Below are 16,136 nucleotides of genomic sequence, written 5' to 3'. Positions count from 1 at the left end.
ATCGTCACTCATTTATAGCTCATCATATTACTACTCTTAATATCATTCATAAGGAGCATATTGCTTCTTCCTTAAATGATTTCATTTACACACCAAACTTATAATATACAAAAAAACTATTTTTAAAATTCATTATAAAAATGGAGAAATCTTTTTCTATTCAAGACTCTCATTCAATATGAGAAAAAACAAATTATCATTATAAATCAATATATTCATAAATCATAACAGTCATCAATTATGATGTTATAATTTCTCAAAAATAAGAGTTTTTTATAGACTTATAGACTGCTAAGATAACTTCTCTCATAAAATAGAAATTTTATTTCATTTGCAAATGAGCTACAATCAATACATTCAGAGTACTTAAAAGTTCTTCATCAAACAAACCAATGTATTAAGATTTATCTCATGTTTTTCTTTCTCTGTATCTCACCCATCCAATACACTGTATAAAACATATTACTGATGAAGAAATACACTGTATTTTCAAGATCATAAAATTTCTTATTCTTTTGCGTTCATAACAACCAAAACATCAACATTTTTTATAACAAAAAAATGGTTTGGAATCACAATGGCTCCTTTTATCTTCATATGAGAAAATCAGTCTCCATGTTACGCATTCCAACGTAGTAATATTCTTTTACAGTATCTTTGGAAAATTGCCGCTTATTGCTGCCCTTGTTATCAACCAATAACGATATATCAATGGCAAAGTTGCACTCTCTTGAAAAATTGCTGCCCCCAGCTGTATAGCTTTTTGAAGAGAAGCCGGTACAATGACCAATGGAAGAAAAGCTGGCTTAAGAATTCTAGGTAAAGTACAAGAATACTCGTAAAATTGGGTATAATGATCGCGTGATAATGCTACCATAGCTTCAACAATACGACCCTTTTGTTGATCACTGAGACGATGAGATTCCAAATCTTCCCTATTCACTCCTACAGCCTTTAATATATCAGTAGGTAAATAATATTGATATCGTGATTGCATGAATGATAAAAGACGCAATACACCGCTTAATCCTTGAGAAATCCCTCCATGTTCATAGATATCTGTAAACTCTTGTGCAGTTTCAGGATCTAATATCTGACAAGAAAGCTGTAAAATTATGCCTGCTGTCTCACCACAATAATGCTCTAGATCATGAAGTGTTTCTATTGGATTGTGATAAAGATCTAAAATTTGCGCATCACAATAACGTAAAAAAGCTGTCTTAGGTAAATTAAAAAGAGTCATTGCTTTTAATAAATCATTCAAAATCGGATTGTTTCCACTCATTTGCATTTCACCATGAGCAATAGCATCATACCACCAACGTAACCGTATTTCTCCTATGAGTGGATCATGTACACTTTCGCGGATACGAGAAACTTCAGCATTAAATACATAAAGAGCAGCCAATGCTTGGCGCTTTTTTTTAGGTGCAAATAAAACTGATATATAGCGATCACGATCTATGGTACGTAAAATATCAAGACAATAAGGAAGAGAGCCTATCATTCTATGAACCTATTAACGTCCCTTTTTTAGCAATTAAATTAATATCCTCTTTTTATTCATATTAAAAAATGAAGGATAAGCAAATACAGTTCAGAAAATAAGATTTTTAAATGTGTCTCTTAACTGTATTGTGAATTAAAGTTTCTTTTCTAGTCACTTTTCGTTTTAGAAAGAAAAAAATTAAATAAATAATTTTTCTGATAAAACTTATCTTATAGGACTTCAAGTTTTCATTTGCAGTAAAAAAGCTAAAAAACAATCGTAACATGCATAGTAAAACTTGAACAACAAACAACGAAAAACACTTTTTCAGTGGATAGATGACAATGTTATTTTATAAAAATGCACTAATCACAAAAACTTCATCAACTCATTGACCTCCTCCCCATCCTAAAAGACAAAGGTTCTTACCAACACCAATTTGTAAAAAGTCCAATTGCTCTCGGTGAGTTTCTGTTACTATCAATACATTGATTTATAATCATAATTTGTTGTTTTGTATGTTAAATTAGAATCCCAAATATCGTAGATATGCTTTCATTTCAAACCAATTCCATGTTAAATTAATAAAAACCATTCCCTTGCACGTCCCAAGCGTAACTGGCTTGTAGGTAACAACTGTATAAGAAAGAATTAAAAATGCCTCTTATGAACTGTCTCAAGTGCCAAGAGTTGATCACTCATGTGATTCATTAGGAACGACGAGCAAGCTTTGTCCTAAATACTTGCCGCTGTATTTAAAAACACTTTTGTATTTAAAAACACTTTAATATGTTAAGTTATGTATATTCTATACCCTTATATCACCGCCTTAAACGACGGTACTTTACGGCGCAGAAAAATAATCGCACAAGTCTTTCATACTAGACGAGAGCATTTGTTTTATTAAACAATACTCTATTCTACCGCAAATAATAACGCCGCAACAGCGCGATCTTCAGCCAATAAAACATTAAATGTACGCACCGCCGCTCCCGTACTCATTGTATCTGATGAAATACGTTTTTCCCCTAAAAGCACCCGTAACTCTTCAGGTAATCGTAATAATTCAATTCCAGTACCTATTAATAAAACTTCGATTTCAGAAGCTTCTTCTAAAATACGAGATATATCCCCTTGAGTGGGAATAGGCTCTGCCATGTCAATGCCATAAATACCTGATGGTACACAAATAATAGAACCTCTATGAGACATATCAGCAAAACGAAACCCACCATTTCCATAAGCATCAATAGGTGCGCGACTTGGAAAATGTGCTTCACGAATTTGAATTGCATCGAACATGAATAAGCACCTTTTATTTTTGAATAATCCAATTGTCTTTGCTACTTCTCACCATAAAAATTAAAGTAAGGCTGATATAAACATTGATATGTTAACCATAACCTAGTACTGAAGTGAAAATTTTTATATAATACCCTAATCTTCTCATACAACAAATATAGGAAAATTTGGTAATAAATCGCGATAAATTGCTATACCTGCTTCAATAAATCTATCTTTTAAAAAGTTTCCTCAGCTTATTTACTCACAAATTTCTTTTTATAAAAACAATGATCTTATTTAAAAAACAGAAAAAAATTGCGTAATATTCTATAAATAAAGCAACTATTTTAATAATCTAAAGAAAACCAAAACCCCATTTTCTGTAGCCACTATAAAGCCCCTTTTCCAATGAAATTGTCTTGATCTTGCCAAGCTTTTTACAAAAATGCTTAAAAAATGTAATAAACTGCTATTACACCTTAAGATGCATTTTCCTTTGATATAGCTTTTTTCTCTTTAGAGATACTCATATCTTCTTTTGTTGTCGTTTTAGATTTAGACTTTTGTGGTGTTTTTGCTTTAGCATTAAGTTTTGATTTTTTTTCTGCAATCGGCTCACCTTTAACGCGCACATCAGCTAATGTTGAGCGAATAACACGAATATTTATACTCTCACCAATTTCAACCTCTAATTCACCACTCTCGTCGTGAACCTTCGTAACCTTGCCGATAATACCACCACCCGTTATAACTGTATCACCACGACGTACTGCATTAAGCATTTCTTGGCGTTTTTTCATTTGGGCACGCTGTGGACGAATCATAAAAAAATACATAATTGCAAAAATTAAAATGAATGGGACAGCGTTAGCAAATGAAATTCCACCGGAAACATCGCCTGCAACTTGAGCATAAGCGTTCGTAATAAACATTTTTATCTCCTATAGTTAAACCTCAGGTATTTCCCACTCTATTAAAATGAAATTCCGATACAGAAAAAATTCCTAAAGAATTTATCATAAAAAGCAATAACTACATAATCTAATCACAGCTTTACAAAAATACAATAAATCCTTAAGAGGCAGAATACCAAAATATAATGAGAAAAATCTTAAAAAATAGATTCACTTTCCCCTATTGTATATCCTACAATATAAATCTTTTCACTAACTCAATAAATTATACAAGATAATTTTTCTAATGAACAAACTTTAATTTATATAGATAATTTATCGTTTTTGATATCGAACGACAGATCTAAATACAATAAAACGCTCTTATTTCAAACCTTCTGAATTAATCAAAACGATTTTCTTGCACGTCACACATATGAAATGAGCCTGTAGATAAAAACTTTTTAAGAAGGCGTGAAATTTTTTTTCATGCTTCTCTCAAATGCAAGAGCAATTGGAATACTCAAAGCTGACAAATAGTATGATACTATTTCTTACACTTTCATAAATACAAAGATGGTAATATCTAACGCCCCCCACGAACTACTCTCCTGAAACCAATGATTTTTTGCTGCTATGTTATTGATTTAAGAAAATCAATTGTTTTTCATGAATTTTCTATAAACTGTAAGACTATTCAAATGTAAAAGTCATCAATAAATTAGTTTTCTAAATATTTAAGGGGATCAACAGGTAATGAATTCTTACGCATCTCAAAATAGACACGTGGCGTTTTAACATTTCCTGAAACACCAGATTTAGCAATCTCATCACCGCGCCTTATCCTTTGTCCTTTGTTAACAACAAGCTTACTATTACATCCATAAATAGTGATAATATCATTTTCATGTCGAATCATCACAACATTACCAAGCTCTTTTAATCCATCTCCCGCGTAAATAACCACACCATTTTCTGCCGCCTTTACCGAAGACCCTTCAGGCACTGCAATATCTATTCCTCGATTCATTACTGTTCCCTTTTTTTGACCGAACTGGCTTAATAAACGCCCTCGTACTGGCCAACGCATCTTAGAAATTCCTGTGGCTTGCGGAGTCGTCATATTATCTGTATTCGTAACAGTACTTGACAAACCAGTCTCATGTTTCAATTGCGTCATCTGTTTAGAAAAATTTTTCTCAGAACTTGATTTGTTCATCTTTGCAGAGGGTGGCGTTGTTACAGGAGCTTTATATATAGGAGAGGACTTCTTGTTTTTTATAGAGGACATCACTTGAGATTGGGATGTAGATTCTGTAGTTGACACTGCCCAATCGTTATTATTGTGTGCATTTGAAGCTGATAATGTACGCCTGCTTGGAACAACCAGTACCTGACCGATATAAATGGAATTGCTGTTTATACCATTTGCTAATTTTAATGCCTCAACACTAACCCCTACTTGTCGTGCAATACTGAGCAGTGTATCTCCACTCTGGACAATATAAGAATTCCGCCGAAAAATAGGAGATTTATCCATTTGTGAACGAGAAAGTGTTCCAAGATTACGTGGAGGGGAGCCCATAACGCGACCATCAGAAGAAGTTATCCTATCTTGATGTGGAAAATTATAGGGAGAATTGTCATCTCCCCACGAATCATCACCTGATTCCACAGGTGGCAATTCAGTGCTTTGTATCATACCACTACCGTATGATAGCATTCGCGGATCTGTATACATAGTGCTTGATATATTTGATTGAGATGATACCGTACGATGAGAGAACGTATTGGAAAAACGCTGTGTACCAGAACTACAACCAGCAACAATAGTTACCACCGCTAACAAAGTTATTCTCTGAAAATTATGCTGGAAAATATTATCCAAAGCTTTTAGATACATCGTTTTGCTCACTCATCAATAATCAACTCACTCCATTAAAGCTTTTTTAAATTACCGAAGAGTTAAAATGAGATGTTTTATTCATAAATATCTTTATATAAGATCAAAATGAATTTAACGTAGACAATTTGCAGAAACTTCTTAGCTTTTAAAAATTAAAGTATCTCCGCAATGCCTTTAATAAAAGGTTGGTAACGCACTTGGAACAGTTCTAAACACTCAAATCGACTACCAATTTTTGTATAGCGCGTCACCGTTTGTACCCCTTCGTCAGGTCCTATCGCCTGAATGAGAATTCCATTTTCAGCTAAAAGTTCTAAAAATTCCTTTGGTTCATCAAAACGTGATGGCCAAATAAGAATGCGATCAAATGATCCTAAGCCTGTCACACTATGACTTCCATCAATCTGCCTTATAACAATATTTTCAATTCCTAAAGTTTGAAATTTTTGGCGTGCTAAATCAACAAGCGTTTTATAACGATCAATCGTTGTCACGCGGTCACTCAGACATGCCATAAGAGCAGTACAAAAACCAGATCCTGTACCAATTTCTAAGACACGATGCCTTTTTTTCAACGATAATGCCGAAAGAATTAAGAGTTGTTCTTCCAAACGTTCCATATATTCACCACACTCAAGGGGAATAACTTTATTATCATAAGCACTATTGAACCAAGGAGCAGCAACAAACTGTTGACGCGGAATTTTCTCTAATGCCGAAAAAAATCGCACGTCATCAATGCCTTTGCTACGCATTTTCAGTACAAGAGCGGCTAACTCCTCACGAAATTGTAAAATACCCTTTTGCCCCATAGTATCATTCAATCTCCAATGGAGGTACACTTTTATCATACTGACAAACTGCTTCTTTTAAAATGGCAAAAACTTGCGTCTGTGTATCATCACCTCTTGGCAATAAACGCATATTGTCTCTCCTTTCGTAAAATTAAGCAGTAATACAGCGCATGCCTCCCATATAAGGTTGTAAAACATCTGGAATAATAATTGATCCATCAGCCTGTTGATAATTTTCAAGTACGGCAATAAGACAACGTCCAACAGCCGTACCAGAACCATTAAGGCTATGAACAAAATGCAATTTTTTATCGCCTTCTTTACGATAGCGCGCATTCATACGACGACCTTGAAAATCTCCACAAACTGAACAGCTAGAAATTTCACGATAACATTCTTGACCAGGAAGCCAAACCTCGATGTCATAGGTTTTACGCGCTGCAAACCCCATATCACCAGTAGAAAGAACCACTGTGCGAAAAGGCAAACCAAGCCGCTTTAATATATCTTCTGCACATTCCGTCATACGTTCTAATTCAATTAAAGACTGCTCTTCACTGGTAATCGAGACCATTTCAACTTTCCAAAATTGATGCTGACGCAACATACCGCGCGTATCACGACCGGCTGCTCCCGCCTCTGAACGAAAACAGGGAGATAAAGAAGAAAATCGCAGTGGTAAATCTGATATTTCAAGAATTTCATCGTTGACCAAATTGGTTAATGGCACTTCTGCTGTGGAAATAAGCCATCGACCATCTGTTGTACGAAAAAGGTCTTCAGCAAATTTCGGTAATTGTGCTGCTCCGTAAACAATTTCATCACGAACAAGAAGAGGTATTGAGACTTCTGTGTAACCATTCTCATTGACATGCACATCAAGCATAAACTGGCCTAATGCTCGTTCTAGCCGTGCTAATGCCCCTGAAAGTACTGTAAAACGTGTTCCAGACAAACGACTAGCTCGTTCAAAATTCATCTGCTTGAGATCTTGACCAAGATCAAAATGTTCCTTTGGTGTAAAATTAAATGTTGGAGGTGTACCAAAATGTCGAATGACGACATTATCACTTTCATCTTTACCTTCTGGAACATCATCTAATGGAATATTTGGAAGTGCTGAAAGAATTTTCTCAAGACTCTCCGTCAGCTGTTTTTCTTCCACTGTTGCAGAGGAAAGAAAAGCTTTAATCTCTTCAACTTCAGCTCTAAGACGTTCAGCCATTTGCTGATCCGATACCGCTAAAGCCTGTCCTATTTCCTTTGAAACAGCATTGCGACATTCCTGCGCCAATTGCACCTTAGCAATATGCGACCGACGTGCAAGATCAAGTTGTATTAACCTTTCAGCTTGTGGCTCAAGACCTCTACTTACGAGTGCTTTATCTAATTTCTCAGGATTGTCACGAATCCACTTAATATCAAGCATAAAAATTCCTCATTTATATTGTTTTTATTCATTCCTTATCGCATAAGATTATACACTTTTCTTAAGCGGATTTTCTTCTCTTTTCTATACTGTAAGCAATTAAAATTGAAATCTCGTAAAGTGCTATCGTTGGTAAAGCCACTGCAAACATCGTAAAAAAATCCGACGGCGTTATGATTGCCGCAATAATAAAAGAGAGCAAAATAGCCCATTTTCGTTTAGACGCCAAATCATAAGACGTTAAAAATCCAATTTTTGTTAAAAGACTGATGACAAGAGGTAATTGAAAAATCAAACCAAAAATTAGGATAAATGATGTCATAAAGCCCAAATAATCAGAAATACGCACTATAAACTCTATTTTTAAATGAACATCTGGAAGAAATTGTTGAGAAAGGCTAAACCATAGTATTATTGGCGCTAATAGACCATAAACAAACGCTCCCCCAATACAAAATAAAATAGGCCCCCCAATGAGAAATGGTAAAAAAGCCATCCGCTCATTTTTATAAAGCCCTGGTGCAATAAAACTATAAAACTGAAAAGCCGTATAGGGAAAAGATAAAATAATTCCCCCAAAAGCAGAAAGCTTCATCTTCGTTAAAAAAGTTTCCCATACTTGCGTTGATTGCAAACGAATACCCTCAGGATTACCCCCTGCTATTTTCATTGCCCACTGATATGGCCATAGTAAAAAAATTAAGATATAATCTTTAACAAGAAAACACATCATAAAAGCGATCATAAATGCAACCAAGGCAGCAATAATTCGCTGACGAAGTTCAATTAAATGTTCTAAAAGTGGTGCCATATGGGCATCAACTTCATCTTTCTTAACATTCATGACATATCTTCTTTATCTTTAGAAGCAATAGATACTGTCGTATCTTTATTGGTTACGTTTTGATCGCATTCCAAAATTTCTTTATCTTTTTTTGATTTATGGTGTGTTGCCTTAACATCCAAATTATCGTGGATATCTTCTAATGTATTTTGAATGGGATCAAAAGTTTCTGCCAACTTCTTGCTTGAATCGCTAATATCCGAACATACTTTTTGCAAATCATCGCGCTCGATTTGTTTTATTACATCATCAAACTGATGACGAAGTTCATTTGCTGTTGAATACACATACGCTCTTATCTTGGCTACTGTCTTTAATATTTTAGGTAAATCTTTCGGTCCAACGACAATGATGAGAACAAGTAAGATTACGATAAACTCTGGTCCGTCAATCCCAAACATCTCTTAATTCGACTTTCTCATCAAAAAATAATGCACAATGATGATTGCGTTTTTGTTACTGTTTTTTAGCAACAGATGTTTTGCTTTTTTTAGAAGCAGAAGAAACCTTTCTGCGCGCTGTTGCATATTTTACCGATAACGGCTGAGATTGTTGAGATTCTACATCAATTATTTGGGAAGTAGGAGCCATTTCAACTTTATCCTCAATGCTGTCATCTTCTTCCTTCATATTTTTTTTGAAGGCTTTAATTCCCTTAGCAACATCGCCCATTAATTCAGAAATTTTACCGCGACCGAAAAGCACAAAGATAATCAATAAAATTATAATTAAATGCGTTGGTGAAAAAATATTACCCATTACTCTCTCTAACTTATGCTTTTAAATTTGATTTCATTTATTCATGCTTCCTCTGAAGAATGTATCAAAATAATATCTTACTTGTATATTTTCTTCTTAACTTAAAAACAATTACACGCTTTTATTGCAAAAGAACTTTTTATCCTCTCATCCCTTTTTAGCGTACTATAACACAAACCATTCAACAATGATAAACCGCCTCATACAAAATTCAAAACACTTAAAAACTTTTCTAAAATAACTTCATCTGATCTCCTAGGTTACTCATCTTCCTGTAAATACTATAGCTAATGTCTCTCCTTTTACACAATGTTTTACGTATCATTACAAACATTTCCGTCAAATTATCCTTTACTGATAAAGATCATAACATGTTGTAAAACACTTTACGTATTCAATTAAAAAATTCAGAAAGAAAAATCTCTAAAAAACTTTCTTAACACATCATCAGTCTCTTCAAAAACTATCATCTTACGCACAACATTTATTCTTTGCGTTGGGGTAGGAATTTTATCATTCATTATTCTATGTACAATACGAAATATGAGCCATCATCGCGTTCAGTTAAATATCTGGCGTGTAAATAAAAACTATTAGCGGAAAGAGTAAAAATGCACTTTATGAACTAACTCAAGTGCCAAGAGGTATGGCAATACTGCTAAAAAATAAAAAAGGTACCAGCTTGCGCCTTTATTCAGAAAATACCTCCATATAACTAGCTCTCTAAGCCACTGTATGCTCTAACTATTACACGTCTCCGGATTCTGGGCATGCGTTCTCATAATATCATGTGTTTAACCTATCTCAGTATTGAAAACAGAATGGGCATGAATAGAAAATTACATTCAATCAAAAGCATGGTATCGAAGCATAATCCATATAAAAAGAATTTCTTATCCTAGCCTTTTTTATAAGATTACCTCATAAAGCCGCTCGATAATATAGTGTTAGAGATAGATAAACCTATTTACTTTAGTTTAAAATTCCTCATTTTATTGAGATCGCTTGCAGAGCACATATCAATTTTCAAAAGTTTTATTTTAGCATCATACACAATAACCTAGCTATTTAGCGTGTATAATGTAAAGCTTTGGCTCTGCTTAAAGCAATGAGATTCATTCACACTTTTACAAAAATCTATCACTATAACACCAGCACTTTATTGCTCTATCCATAATTTTACGCTCGCTAAAAAAACTTATAAATGTAACAATGTTTTTATCAAGCATTTGAAATTCTTTAATCTTTAAACAAGAAAATTTATGAATGAATTTGAAAGATACCCTTCAATTTTTCAAAAAACTTCACTAATATTCTCGTTAATTGAGTGTTTTTATAGTCTTCCTGGAAGAGTCCGCGATCATAAAGAAAAATCTCTTACAACATAAATATCTCTATTGAAATGTTTGATCTCTTCTTGTCTATCTTTCATATAAAAAATTTAAAATTTTAACGATTAATCTCATAATATAAAAATAGTCTTGTGAATAAATGCTCCGATGACATTAATATTTTTTCTGTAGTGTATAATGTGGGAGTGAGGGTATTGTTTGATTTCTATAAGAATATTTTTATGGATATCAATTCTATTATTCTATGCTAATAATCCGGTACAGTTATACATATGATAGAGTTTACTCCATGAATTATCGGCATATTTATCATGCTGGCAATTTTGCTGATGTTTTTAAACACATTATTGTCACTCGCATTGTAGAATATCTCAAACGCAAAGAAAAAGCTTTTCGCGTTATAGATACGCATGCTGGAATCGGTATTTATGACCTTTCTTCTTTAGAAGCACATAAAACAGGAGAGTGTCGCGAAGGTGTCCAACGACTTTTTTCAACTCCTATCCCAGAAGATTTAAGAACACTCCTTTGTCCATGGTGTGATATCATTGATGCCCTCAATAAAGGGGAAAAAGAAATTGTATTTTATCCTGGATCTCCTGTTCTTATTCGTCAATTATTACGGAAACAAGATCGCCTCACTGCAATAGAATTGCACAATGAAGATTATCATATTTTAGCAAAAAACTTTGCAGGAGATTATCAGACAAAAGTTCTGCATTTAGATGGTTGGCTTTCCTTAAATGCTCATGTACCACCAAAAGAAAAACGTGGGTTTATCCTTGTTGACCCTCCCTTTGAAAAAACTGGAGAGTTTTCCCGCCTTATTGATGGATTAACGAAAGCCTATCGTCGCTTTTCTGGAGGAATCTACGCTTTATGGTATCCTGTTAAATATGACAAAGAAATTGAAAGTTTTCTTCACGCGCTTTATCAAACCGGAATTCCTAAGATTCTACAGCTTGAAATGCGTATCCGAAAAAGTTCAAGTCCACCGACAATGAATGGAAGTGGTATGATTATTATTAACCCTCCCTACCTTTTGGAAGAAGAAATGAAAAAACTCAGCCCCTTTCTTATCAACCGTCTGGGACAAGATGAAAATGCCCAAATAACGCATAAGTGGCTTCAAAAAGAACATCTATTATGTTAGACTTTTCTCTATATTTTTTCTAAATCAAATATCATGTTGTAAAATACAAAGGCATTAAATGATAAAGTTCTTTGATTCTTTGGATAATACCAACATATTATAATGGTAAGCTAATAACGATCAGCGTGAATTAATTTTTTTCCTTTTAGAAAGTCTATCCTCTTAATCATCATGAATTTCCTATTCAATCATTTTAATGGATAAATTAGGCAAATTCATAAAGCTGTCTTAGAATAACAACTCTCATGTTTTTTATGAAAGATCGGCTCTCTAAAATCATACTCTTATGCTATAAGATATTATTTATAGAAAAAAATTATAAAGACATAAATAATCATTATTTAATAAAAAAGAATATTTCATACATTAAACGAACAACATATTTGTAATAAACGGAATGGTCCTGAAAAGTAATACAAATTGTCCGCAAAATGAACGGGAAAAACTTTCTTTTCTCTCTAATATTACATGGCATAATGCTAATCAAAGCAATGAGAAAAATCAATTCCAAGGTATCAAGTTCATACAAGAGTTTGTTAGACACCTTCCGCATAAGCCAGGGGTTTACCGGATGATTGGTGAAAATGGTGATATTCTCTATGTTGGCAAAGCCCGTAATCTCAAAAAACGTGTTTCAAACTATACACGTGAACAAGGACACAATAATCGTATTACCCGCATGATTCGTGCAACATATCATATGGAATTTATCGTCACCCATACAGAAACAGAAGCACTCCTTTTAGAAGCCAATCTCATCAAAAGATTGCATCCACATTTTAATGTACTCCTACGTGATGATAAAAGTTTTCCTTATATTATGATTACAGATGATCATCGAGTGCCTGCACTTTACAAACATCGTGGTGCTCGAATACGAAAAGCTCACTATTTTGGTCCTTTTGCTTCTGCTGGTGCAGTGACACAAACAGTTCATGTTTTACAACGCGCCTTTTTATTACGAACCTGTACTGATTCAGTTTTTGAAAACCGTACACGCCCCTGCTTGCTTTATCAAATTAAGCGATGTTCTGCACCTTGTACTCATGAAATTAGTGACAGTGATTATAAAGAACTGGTGAAAGGAGCAAAAGCGTTCCTTTCGGGAAAAGATCAATCTATTAAAAGCGATATGGTTCAAGCTATGCATAAAGCCGCAGAAAATCTTGATTTTGAACAAGCAGCTTCCTATCGTGACCGCTTATCAGCCCTTTCTCACATACAAAGCCATCAAGGTATTAATCCTCAAACGATAAAAGAAGCGGATGTATTTGCAATTGCGCAAAAAGAAGGAATGACCTGTATTCAAGTGTTCTTTTTTCGCATGGGGCAAAATTGGGGAAACCGTGCCTATTTTCCTAAAGCAGATCCCTCTTTTTCCCGCACTGAAATTTTAGCGAGTTTTCTTGCCCAATTTTACGATGATAAACCACTTCCTAAAAGCATCCTTTTATCTGAAGAAATTGAAGAAAAGACACTTCTTACAGAGGCATTTAGTCTCAAAGCAAATCACAAAGTGTCCCTCTCTTTACCTAAACAAGGTGAACGAAAAACTCTTGTTAATCGTGCCTATCTCAATGCTCATGAAGCACTTGAACATAAGCTTTCTGAAACAGCCACCCATACAAAATTGCTTCAAGGTCTTGCTAAAACATTCCAACTACCTGTTCCTCCACGCCGGATAGAAGTCTATGACAATTCTCATATCATGGGAACAAATGCTGTAGGGGCTATGATTGTTGCTGGTCAAATGGGATTTATTAAAAATCAATATCGAAAATTCAACATTCGCTCAACAGATATCACGCCTGGCGATGATTTTGGCATGATGAAAGAAGTGATTAAACGAAGATTTTCACGCCTTATCAAAGAGTATGATCTGCCAAATAGAAGTCATGACATAAAAGATGATGATCTTTTTCCCATTTGGCCTGACCTTATCTTAATCGATGGTGGTGAAGGACAAATCAACAGCGTACATGCAATACTTGCTGAATTACAATTAAATGATCTCTTCACAGTTGTTGGAATCGCCAAAGGTGTTGACCGTCATGCGGGACGTGAACGATTTTTTATAAAAGGTATCCCCCCCTTTACACTTCCTCCACGTGATCCTATCCTCTATTTTTTGCAACGTCTGCGTGATGAAGCACACCGTTTTGCGATTGGAACTCATAGGATAAAACGAAAAAAAGCAACATTCAAAAACCCACTTGATGAAATCGAAAATATCGGTCCGACACGAAAGCGTGCATTGCTTCATCATTTTGGAAGTGCCAAAGCTGTTGCTAGTGCCTCATTTGAAGATTTAAAAAAAGTTACGGGAATTTCTATGACAATTGCACAAAAAATTCATAACCATTTTCATGAAAAATAGGCTTGTTTCATAACCTTCGACTTGTTACGTTAAGGAAATATATTCTCTTTCACAAGAATTAAAAATGGCTCCATGAAAAATCATACTTTTTCTTTTCCAAATATTTTAACTTATGCACGAATTGTTGCAGTCCCAATGGTTGTTGCATGCTTTTTTTTAGAAGGGCGACTACAATCAAGTGATATCACTCGCTGGATTGCTGTTTCCATTTTTATCGTTGCATCCATTACTGACTTTCTTGACGGTTACCTTGCTCGTATTTGGGAACAAACATCCAATATTGGTCGCATGTTAGATCCAATTGCCGATAAACTTCTCGTCTCTGCTTGTTTGCTCTTGCTTGCCGCAGACAGTACCATCGCTGGGTGGACACTATGGGCAGCTATTATCATTCTTTGCAGAGAAATTCTTGTATCAGGATTACGTGAATATTTGGCTGAGTTAAAAGTTAGTGTTCCTGTCTCTCGTCTTGCAAAATGGAAAACTTTTGTACAGATGATCGCTATTGTATTTCTTTTAGCTGGACCAGCCGGTAATAAAATTTTCCCTTACACAGTAGAGTTTGGCATTACTATGCTGTGGATTTCTGCCCTCCTTACATTGTGGACAGGGTGGGATTATTTTCGTGCAGGTTTAAAACACGTTATCCTATGAAGAGTATGGAGATTTATAATGGATAATTTATCTTTTTGTACTTAAATAAGAGATAAGAATAGCATAAGATTGATTTATTTTTATTAATGATAAATCAATCAAACACTTTTTTGCACATTACAAGTAAGGGTGGTATATAGATAAAAGCTCTTCAAAAAAGAGTAAATAGGCTTTATATTTTCGTAAAAGCAACTGTAATATTAAAAGCTAAAAAAACAATTAATGCTCCATATGCTTTCAAAAAAGTCTATAATCTTATAAGCAAAAAACCGAAATATAGTGTTTCGGATTTTTGCTTTTTATATACGCTTTATTATTATAAACGCTTTATTAACCAACAATTTCTATCTCAGAAAACCAAAAGGCGATTTCTGTTTTTGCCGTTTCAGCACTATCGGATCCATGGACAGAATTTTCGCCAATCGATAAAGCATGAACCTTACGAATTGTCCCTTCTTCTGCATCACTAGGATTCGTAGCCCCCATTACTTCACGGTTTTTAGCTATTGCATTTTCGCCTTCCAAAACTTGTACAACGGTTGGACCAGAAGACATGAATTCAACCAATTCACTAAAAAAAGGGCGTTCTTTATGAATAGCATAAAATTTTTCAGCCTCACGTTTGCTCATCCAAACACGTTTAGACGCAATAACACGTAGCTCCGCATCCTCAAGCATTTTAGTAATTGCGCCAGTCAAATTACGACGGGTTGCATCTGGTTTAATCATCGAAAAAGTACGCTCTAAAGCCATTTACTCACCTTTATTTCATTTATAACATTCTCTGACTGTTTCTATAGCGAGCAAGGAGCCCTTTGCCAAGTGACTCTGCAAAAATCTACACAAATTCTCAAAATATAGAATGAATTATAAAGAAAACTTTAATAAAAATACCTGCAATCGCTCATCCCATCATAAAGATGCGCTACCGACTCTCAATAAATATTGAACCTTCTTTCATAATCTTAAATGCTTCCCATCAAAATTATCATTTAAGCAATAAAAAGTCATAAGAAAAAACTCACATGCAAAAAATATATCTTTTTGAAAGCCTTCTTCTTTAAAGAGGACGAACCTAGACACTTGGTTTGAAAATCCTTCTACACACATTGAGATCAATTAAAAATAACCATATATTTAGAAACTATAGCGTACACCTATAATTCCCTGAAGGGACTGTTTTGTTTTACGCCCTTTAATAT

At 34.4% G+C, this 16,136-nt stretch carries 13 protein-coding genes; 3 read left to right on the top strand and 10 right to left on the bottom strand.

All coding sequences use genetic code 11. The annotated features are described in order from the left end of the window. Positions 1-646 precede the first annotated feature (646 nt). The 9 genes from ACFIKN_RS09150 to tatA form a co-directional block, all read right to left on the bottom strand. Complete coding sequence (locus ACFIKN_RS09150) at positions 647-1,507, bottom strand: phytoene/squalene synthase family protein (protein ID WP_375658303.1); 861 nt, start codon at positions 1,505-1,507, stop codon at positions 647-649. A gap of 897 nt (positions 1,508-2,404) precedes the next feature. After that, positions 2,405-2,791 (bottom strand): Mth938-like domain-containing protein, encoded by a 387-nt coding sequence (locus ACFIKN_RS09145; protein WP_375631365.1) that lies wholly within the window; start codon positions 2,789-2,791, stop codon positions 2,405-2,407. A gap of 461 nt (positions 2,792-3,252) precedes the next feature. Continuing rightward, a complete protein-coding gene (gene yajC / locus ACFIKN_RS09140; protein ID WP_375631366.1) occupies positions 3,253-3,705 on the bottom strand; it encodes a preprotein translocase subunit YajC in 453 nt (150 codons plus the stop codon). 682 nt (positions 3,706-4,387) lie between these two features. Next, positions 4,388-5,569: a peptidoglycan DD-metalloendopeptidase family protein gene (locus ACFIKN_RS09135; RefSeq protein ID WP_375631367.1), complete on the bottom strand. Its 1,182-nt coding sequence runs from the start codon at positions 5,567-5,569 to the stop codon at positions 4,388-4,390. A gap of 155 nt (positions 5,570-5,724) precedes the next feature. Then, positions 5,725-6,384 (bottom strand): protein-L-isoaspartate(D-aspartate) O-methyltransferase, encoded by a 660-nt coding sequence (locus ACFIKN_RS09130; RefSeq protein WP_273791164.1) that lies wholly within the window; start codon positions 6,382-6,384, stop codon positions 5,725-5,727. Positions 6,385-6,517: 133 nt separating this feature from the next. Beyond that, positions 6,518-7,795 (bottom strand): serine--tRNA ligase, encoded by a 1,278-nt coding sequence (serS, locus tag ACFIKN_RS09125; protein WP_375631368.1) that lies wholly within the window; start codon positions 7,793-7,795, stop codon positions 6,518-6,520. A gap of 61 nt (positions 7,796-7,856) precedes the next feature. Then, positions 7,857-8,639, bottom strand: coding sequence for a twin-arginine translocase subunit TatC (gene tatC / locus ACFIKN_RS09120; RefSeq protein WP_375637380.1), 783 nt, complete (start codon positions 8,637-8,639; stop codon positions 7,857-7,859). Then, positions 8,636-9,040, bottom strand: a complete 405-nt coding sequence (locus ACFIKN_RS09115) for a twin-arginine translocase subunit TatB (RefSeq protein ID WP_273791130.1) — start codon at positions 9,038-9,040, stop codon at positions 8,636-8,638. Before ACFIKN_RS09115 ends, tatC begins: the two co-directional genes overlap by 4 nt. Positions 9,041-9,095: 55 nt before the next feature. After that, positions 9,096-9,398: a twin-arginine translocase TatA/TatE family subunit gene (gene tatA / locus ACFIKN_RS09110; RefSeq protein ID WP_375658302.1), complete on the bottom strand. Its 303-nt coding sequence runs from the start codon at positions 9,396-9,398 to the stop codon at positions 9,096-9,098. Positions 9,399-11,039: 1,641 nt separating this feature from the next. On the opposite strand from tatA, the gene ACFIKN_RS09105 reads away from it, so the two are divergent. From ACFIKN_RS09105 to pgsA, 3 genes are all read left to right on the top strand, one after another. Further along, positions 11,040-11,903, top strand: a complete 864-nt coding sequence (locus ACFIKN_RS09105; protein ID WP_375612916.1) for a 23S rRNA (adenine(2030)-N(6))-methyltransferase RlmJ — start codon at positions 11,040-11,042, stop codon at positions 11,901-11,903. Between the two features lie 397 nt (positions 11,904-12,300). Next, entirely contained in the window at positions 12,301-14,280 is a 1,980-nt protein-coding gene (uvrC, locus tag ACFIKN_RS09100) for an excinuclease ABC subunit UvrC (RefSeq protein WP_375658301.1), read from the top strand. A 72-nt stretch (positions 14,281-14,352) separates the two neighbouring features. After that, positions 14,353-14,934 (top strand): CDP-diacylglycerol--glycerol-3-phosphate 3-phosphatidyltransferase, encoded by a 582-nt coding sequence (pgsA, locus tag ACFIKN_RS09095; protein ID WP_273723320.1) that lies wholly within the window; start codon positions 14,353-14,355, stop codon positions 14,932-14,934. A 330-nt stretch (positions 14,935-15,264) separates the two neighbouring features. Here the strand turns inward: pgsA and ndk are convergent, their stop codons facing one another. Further along, positions 15,265-15,687, bottom strand: coding sequence for a nucleoside-diphosphate kinase (ndk, locus tag ACFIKN_RS09090; protein WP_375631370.1), 423 nt, complete (start codon positions 15,685-15,687; stop codon positions 15,265-15,267). Between the last annotated feature and the right edge of the window lie 449 nt (positions 15,688-16,136).

The organism is Bartonella sp. CL436QHHD (assembly GCF_042195105.1).
In the GTDB taxonomy this organism is placed as follows: Bacteria; Pseudomonadota; Alphaproteobacteria; order Rhizobiales; family Rhizobiaceae; genus Bartonella.
Note: the sequence above shows the minus strand (reverse complement) of the source record. Positions and strands in the feature narration are given on the sequence as shown.

Coding starts and splice junctions, on each gene's coding strand:
- ACFIKN_RS09135 (WP_375631367.1), bottom strand. CDS start 5,569: ATGTATCTAAAAGCTTTGGATAATATTTTCCAGCATAATTTTCAGAGA.
- tatA (WP_375658302.1), bottom strand. CDS start 9,398: ATGGGTAATATTTTTTCACCAACGCATTTAATTATAATTTTATTGATT.
- ACFIKN_RS09115 (WP_273791130.1), bottom strand. CDS start 9,040: ATGTTTGGGATTGACGGACCAGAGTTTATCGTAATCTTACTTGTTCTC.
- ndk (WP_375631370.1), bottom strand. CDS start 15,687: ATGGCTTTAGAGCGTACTTTTTCGATGATTAAACCAGATGCAACCCGT.
- yajC (WP_375631366.1), bottom strand. CDS start 3,705: ATGTTTATTACGAACGCTTATGCTCAAGTTGCAGGCGATGTTTCCGGT.
- ACFIKN_RS09105 (WP_375612916.1), top strand. CDS start 11,040: ATGAATTATCGGCATATTTATCATGCTGGCAATTTTGCTGATGTTTTT.
- ACFIKN_RS09145 (WP_375631365.1), bottom strand. CDS start 2,791: ATGTTCGATGCAATTCAAATTCGTGAAGCACATTTTCCAAGTCGCGCA.
- ACFIKN_RS09150 (WP_375658303.1), bottom strand. CDS start 1,507: ATGATAGGCTCTCTTCCTTATTGTCTTGATATTTTACGTACCATAGAT.
- serS (WP_375631368.1), bottom strand. CDS start 7,795: ATGCTTGATATTAAGTGGATTCGTGACAATCCTGAGAAATTAGATAAA.
- tatC (WP_375637380.1), bottom strand. CDS start 8,639: ATGAATGTTAAGAAAGATGAAGTTGATGCCCATATGGCACCACTTTTA.
- pgsA (WP_273723320.1), top strand. CDS start 14,353: ATGAAAAATCATACTTTTTCTTTTCCAAATATTTTAACTTATGCACGA.
- ACFIKN_RS09130 (WP_273791164.1), bottom strand. CDS start 6,384: ATGGGGCAAAAGGGTATTTTACAATTTCGTGAGGAGTTAGCCGCTCTT.
- uvrC (WP_375658301.1), top strand. CDS start 12,301: ATGGTCCTGAAAAGTAATACAAATTGTCCGCAAAATGAACGGGAAAAA.